The following is a 6,219-nucleotide window of genomic DNA, read 5'->3' as shown; positions in this document are numbered from 1 at the left end:
TATTTACTTTTCCTATTTTCAATTCGTTTAAAATCAAAGTTTTATCAATTGCGGGATTTAATGTAACTGTAGAAATCAAATTATCACCTTCCATTGTTTGTAATTATAAGAACTTCAGCATTTGCATACTCTTTCAAGATATTTTTTTCAATCTTATTGTCAGTTATAATTCCATCTATATCAGAAAAATCTGATATCTTTACCAATGCAACAATCCCAAATTTAGAGCTATCTGCTAATACATAAACTTCATTTGCACAAGATATCATAGCTTTTTTGATTTGAGCTTCCTCTAAATCTGGTGTTGTAAAAGCATTGTCTATAGTAATGCCATTTGTCCCTATGAATGCAATTTGTGCGTTGAAATTTTTAATGAATTCTACACTATAATTTCCTACAGTTGCTAGTGTATTATTTCTTAATTTCCCTCCAATTAAGTAAATTAAACAATTTTGATTCATGGATAAAGCATTAGAAATATCAGTAGAGTTAGTTACAACCGTTAATTTTAAATTTGATTGCCCTATTAATTTTGCTAGTTCTAATGTTGTTGTACCAGCATCAATAATTATAGAACTGTTTTCGCGAATTTTTGAGAAAGCAACATAGGCAATTTCTTTTTTTTCATTCAAATATTTGTTTTCCTTTTGTTTTACATTTTCCTCAAATTCTAAATTGAAAAACTCCTTTATTATGGCTCCTCCATGAGTTCTTTTCAACTTGCCATTATTCTCTAATTCTTTTAAATCTCTCCTAATAGTTGATTCAGAAGCATTTAATTTTTGACAAAGTTCTCTTACTGAAAGGCTTTTATTTTTTTTTAACATTTCAAGTATTAATAATTTTCTTTCATCAGCTAACATTTTTTTAAAACCCCAGTTCGCTCTTATTAAGAAATTCTAATAGTTCTTGCTTAGAACTAATATTTCTTAATGATTCTCTGAAATCTTCTTTCATCAATTTTCTAGATAAATTAGCTAAGATTTTTAAATGTAATGAACCTGCATCTTTTTCAGGAACCCCTATCAGAAATACTATGTCAACAGGTTTTCCGTCAGGAGAATCCCAGTCAATATCATTCACACGAGCAAATGCGAGAAAAGGTTCAATAACACTGTCACTCTTTCCATGAGGAATAGCTACCCCAAAACCTACTGCTGTGCTGTATTCCCTTTCTCTTTTTAAAACTGCTTCAATATATTCATCTATATTATTAATTTTCCCATCATTATTTGCTAATATAGACAAATCTCTGATTAAATCGTTTTTATTTTTTGCATTTGAGTTTAACAAAATTAAATTTTCATTAATTAGCATTTTTACCTCCAATTAATGCCTCGTAGGCAGATTTTGAATCAGATTGATTCATTACATTTGAAGTTATTTTTTCAAGTTCATTTCTGTTATATCGTGCGATTGTATCTTTAATATAAGGGATCATTGAAGCACTCATTGAGAGCTCATCTGCCCCCATTCCTGCAAGGATTATTGAAAAATCAGGATCCCCAGCAGTTTCCCCACAAACTCCAACTTCGATATTGTTATTTTTTGCAGCATCAATTGTCATCTTTATTAGTCTTAAAACACTTGGATGGTATGGGTCATATAGGTAAGATACATTCTTGTTCATTCTGTCAACAGCACAACTATATTGAATTAAATCATTTGTGCCGATACTAAAAAAGTCAACTTCTTTTGCTAATATATCTGCTGAAATTGCAGCAGCAGGAATTTCTATCATTATACCTACTTCAATATCTTCATCAAATTTTATATGTTCATTTTTTAACTCTTTCTTTGCTTCTTCAATAATTTTTTTACTTTCTATTATTTCTTCCAAATTACTTACCATAGGTAACATAATTTTAACTTTTCCAAATGCACTTGCTCTAAGAATAGCACGTAGTTGTGTTTTGAAAATATCCTTATTCTTTAGGCAAAATCTAATCGCTCTCAATCCTAGAAATGGATTCATTTCTTCAGGGAATTTATAATAGGGTAACATTTTATCCCCACCGATGTCTAAGGTTCTTATAATTACTTCATCAGGAATGATCTTAACTATTTCGCTATAATAATTATATTGTTCTTCCTCTGTTGGAAAATGTTTACTATTCATATAGATAAGTTCAGTTCTAAGCAAACCTATACCAAACCCACCATTTTCTTTTACTAATTTGGCTTCTTCAATAGAACCGACATTGCCGAATATTTTTATCTCAAAACCATCTTTTGTTAAACACTTCTTATTTTTATATTTGCTCAACCTTACTTTTTCTTCTGTTTGTTTAGCTTCTATTTTAGTATAATACTCAAGTTCTTCTTTTGAAGGATCAATTATTATCTTTTCTTTTTCACAATCCATTACAATTAAACTGTTATTTTTTATTTTATCAAGGGCACCTTCAACTCCTACAAGAGTAGGTATTCCCTTTGCTTTTGCTACAATTGCTGCATGGCTTGTTACACTTCCCTCCTCAAGAATTATACCCTTTACATAGTTATTTAACTGAATTGTCTGAGAAGGCTTCAAGTCTTTTGCGACAACTATTGCTTCAGTTGAAATATTTGCGATATTTTGATTTTCTATTCCCATTAAGTTTTTAAGGAGTGTATCTGTAACGTCTAAAATATCATTAGCCCTTGCTTTCAAATATTCATCTTGCATATTATTAAAAGTTTTAAGTATTTCATTTCTTGCTTCTAATACAGCATACTCTGCGTTAATCAAATTGTTTTTAATTTTTTTTATTATGGATTCAATAAAGAAAGGATCTTTTACCATATCCAAATGAGCTTCAAATATTTCTGCTTCACTAGTACCTATAGTATTTAATGCATGTTCTTTAAGTTTTTCAATATCTTGAATAGTTTTCTTATGGGCTAACTCAAATCTATCAATCTCTGTCTCTAACTTATTAATATCAATATTTTCCTTTTTTATCACATTCTCAATTTTTACATCCATCACTAGAAAGGCCCTACCTATGGCAATTCCACCGTACACTCTTTTACCTTTCATCATATACCTCCAAATCTATGATTTAATATGACCTTTTATGCTCTTTTATGATTGTTTTAATTCTATCATAATATATACCACTATTCAACAAAAAATAACTTATTTTAATCAAATTTTATTAATTCTCTATAGTTTTCCAATAAATGAATTAATGAGTTTCAAACACATAATAATATCCTCTTTAGTTGCTATTTCAGAAGAAGTATGCACATATCTGCAAGGAATAGATACAACTGTTGTCTTTACTCCATATTTCGACAAATGTATTGAACCCGCATCTGTAATATCATCATCCGAAACTTCTAATTGATATTTAATATTGTTTTTAACTACTAAATCCAATAAAGTGTTTTTAATCTCTGAGTGAGTTATATATGAATTATTCATTATATCAATTGTTACCCCATTAAATAATTTTACATTAGATCTTTCTTGTTTTGGTGTATCTCCAGCCCTATTTACATCTATGACTAAGCTAATGTCAGGTTCAATTGAAAATGCTGCAGTTTTTGCTCCCCTAGCTCCAACTTTCCCTTGAGTTGTAAACACAAAATATAAATCATATTCAGTATTATTTAAATTCTTAATCACTTCGACTAATATATAGCAGCCTAATCTATCGTCTAGGTTAGGAGATATAATGGTAATTTCATTTTCAATATATTCATTTGCTAATATACAAATATCACCAATATTAACTTTGCTTAAAGTATCTTCTTTTTTATTGCTTCCTATATCAATATATAATTTTTCAAATGTTATCTTATTTTCAGTACTATTCTCTTCATAAAAAATCACACCTTTAATTCCATTTTCAAATTGTACTCTTTGACCAATCAGGTGAATTGGCTCGCATTTACCAATGTTTGTAAATCTGATAAATCCTTTTTCATCAATATCTATAACAATAAAACCAAGTTGATCCATATTAGCTGAGATCATAAGTTTATCCCCGCATCCCGCCTTATGTGCTATCAGATTCCCTAATTGATCAATTTTTATTTCATCTACATATTCTTCTATTTCTTTAATTATTAAATTTCTTATTCTTTCTTCTCTTGATGATGGCCCATATATAGAAACCATATTTTTTAACAAATTAGAATCTATCATCTTATTTATCCTCCTTGCAAATACTTGGTATCAAATATTTTATCAATGATAAAGTATTAAAATAATCATCTTTTTTTATGATTGAAGAAGAACTATGAATATTTCTGGTTGGAACTGAAAGCGCTAGTACTTTTGCTCCTTCTCCAGATACTTGTATCTCTCCAGCATCATTACCACCACTTGAAGTTTTTCTGTACTGATATGGGATATTGTGTTGTTTTGCTAATGAGACAGTCTTTTCTCTAAGTTCAAAATCATATAAAGTATGTCTGTCAATTAGTGAAATTGCCGGACCATATCCTAATCTAGTTGGCATCAAATGGGAATCTAAGTTAGGCATCTCATAACATAAAGTTCCTTCTACAATAACACATATGTCAGGCTTTACGTTAAATGCAACAGGCCCAGCCCCAACTAATCCAATTTCTTCCATAACCGAAAATGCTACATAGAAATCGTATTCTATGTTTTCATCTTTAATTAGATCAATTAAAATAGAACATCCTACTCTGTCATCTAAAGCTTTTGCTTTAATGCATCCGTTTCCAAATTCTTCATATTTTGTATCAAAAGCAACATAATCTCCAATATTAACTTTGATTTCTGCATCTGTTCTAGAATCTACTCCAATGTCAATATATAAATCTTCTAATTCAAATGCTTCATTTCTTTCACTCTTTTTTTGTAAATGGATTGGCTTTGATCCGATAACTCCTGGTATTTTATTTTCTCCAATTTTAACAGTTTTCGATACTAAAACTCTCTTATCAACTCCTCCAACAGTTGAAAATTTTAAAAACCCATTCTCATCTATGTCTGTAACAATCAATCCTACTTCATCCATGTGAGCAATAAATAATATTTTTTTATCGGTCTTCTTTTTACCTTTCTTATAAGCTATTATATTACCTATTTTGTCGATTTTAATATAATCAGCAAAGTCTATTATTTCTTTATATATTAAATTTCTTACTTCCTTTTCGTTCCCTGATACGCCATTTGCTAAAGTTAATTTTTCTAAAAGCATAATTATTCCTCCACAATATCATTTATAACTTCTGGCTTGTTTCCAATAGTTCTAATAAATTCTGATATAAGAATTGAAGTAAAACTCACATCTTTCAAATCAACTAATTCAACCGAAGTATGCATATAACGCAACGGAATGGAAATTAAAAGTGTAGGAATGCCTTCTCTAGTTATCTGTATTGACCTAGCATCTGTTCCTGTTTGCCCGGGAACTACATTTATTTGATATGGTATATTTAATTCTTTAGCAATATTAATTATTTTGTTACGTAAACTACTATCAATATTCCCACCTAAAGCAATACCAGGACCATGTCCCATTAACAAAGTTTGATTTCTCTTTAATTCTGGAGTATAACCAAATCCTACATCAATAGCTATTCCAATATCTGGGTTGATTTTATATGTACTCGTCATTCCACCACTCATAGTTAATTCCTCTTGAACTGTACATACAAAATATACATCTATGTTATGCTTTAATGTTTGAAGCCTTTTTGCAATGTCATATAATACGACCACACCAACTCGATCATCCATGGATTTTCCTGAAATTCTTTCGTTTTCAAGTACTATAGCTTCTCTTCGTATAGTTATAAAGTCACCAATTTTAACAATTTTCTCAACTTCTTCTTTATTGAATCCAGTATCTATTATCATGTCCTCTATTTTTATACTTTTCTCTTGTTCTTCGTTACTCATCATATGAGGTGGTTTTGTTCCGATTATTCCTAAAATAGTTTCTTTACCATGCACTAAAACCTCTTGCCCTACAAGAGTTTTCTTATCTATCCCTCCAACCTCTGAGAATCTTAAAAATCCGTTTTCTTCAATTTTATTAACTATTAAACCTATCTCATCCATGTGTGCTGCTAACATCAATTTGAAATCAGATTTATTTGTACTCTTTTTATAAAATATTAAATTGCCTAATGAATCTACTTCTACTTCATCAACAAGGGACTCAAATAGCTCAATTATAACTTTGTGCAGATTATTTTCTTGACCTGATACCCCATTAGAGTTAGCAAGTAATACCAATGCATCCTTTGTTT

At 29.7% G+C, this 6,219-nt stretch carries 6 protein-coding genes; all 6 read right to left on the bottom strand.

Features of this window, described 5'->3' with window-relative positions; all coding sequences use genetic code 11:
- Positions 1–83: 83 nt before the first annotated feature.
- The gene (locus ACTB1H_RS08845) at positions 84–863 is read right to left on the bottom strand and encodes a DeoR/GlpR family DNA-binding transcription regulator (protein WP_463262482.1); all 780 of its coding nucleotides are present in this window, start codon (positions 861–863) and stop codon (positions 84–86) included.
- A gap of 4 nt (positions 864–867) precedes the next feature.
- Positions 868–1,317, bottom strand: a complete 450-nt coding sequence (locus ACTB1H_RS08840; protein ID WP_463262481.1) for a PTS sugar transporter subunit IIA — start codon at positions 1,315–1,317, stop codon at positions 868–870.
- Positions 1,307–3,022 carry a phosphoenolpyruvate--protein phosphotransferase gene (gene ptsP, locus ACTB1H_RS08835; protein WP_463262480.1) on the bottom strand — a complete coding sequence of 572 codons (1,716 nt, stop codon included), beginning with the start codon at positions 3,020–3,022 and terminating at the stop codon, positions 1,307–1,309. The genes ACTB1H_RS08840 and ptsP overlap by 11 nt, the downstream gene beginning before the upstream one ends.
- A gap of 126 nt (positions 3,023–3,148) precedes the next feature.
- Positions 3,149–4,135 carry a M42 family metallopeptidase gene (locus tag ACTB1H_RS08830; RefSeq protein WP_463262479.1) on the bottom strand — a complete coding sequence of 329 codons (987 nt, stop codon included), beginning with the start codon at positions 4,133–4,135 and terminating at the stop codon, positions 3,149–3,151.
- A 1-nt stretch (position 4,136) separates the two neighbouring features.
- On the bottom strand, positions 4,137–5,162 hold the full coding sequence (locus tag ACTB1H_RS08825; RefSeq protein ID WP_463262478.1) for a M42 family metallopeptidase: 1,026 nt from the start codon (positions 5,160–5,162) through the stop codon (positions 4,137–4,139).
- Positions 5,163–5,164: 2 nt separating this feature from the next.
- On the bottom strand, positions 5,165–6,219 hold a 1,055-nt coding region (locus ACTB1H_RS08820; protein WP_463262477.1), incomplete at its 5' end, for a M42 family metallopeptidase.

The sequence above is a fragment of the Soehngenia sp. genome (assembly GCF_055108775.1).
This window is presented reverse-complemented; position numbering and strand designations above follow the sequence as displayed.

Coding starts and splice junctions, on each gene's coding strand:
- ACTB1H_RS08845 (WP_463262482.1), bottom strand. CDS start 863: ATGTTAGCTGATGAAAGAAAATTATTAATACTTGAAATGTTAAAAAAA.
- ACTB1H_RS08840 (WP_463262481.1), bottom strand. CDS start 1,317: ATGCTAATTAATGAAAATTTAATTTTGTTAAACTCAAATGCAAAAAAT.
- ptsP (WP_463262480.1), bottom strand. CDS start 3,022: ATGAAAGGTAAAAGAGTGTACGGTGGAATTGCCATAGGTAGGGCCTTT.
- ACTB1H_RS08830 (WP_463262479.1), bottom strand. CDS start 4,135: ATGATAGATTCTAATTTGTTAAAAAATATGGTTTCTATATATGGGCCA.
- ACTB1H_RS08825 (WP_463262478.1), bottom strand. CDS start 5,162: ATGCTTTTAGAAAAATTAACTTTAGCAAATGGCGTATCAGGGAACGAA.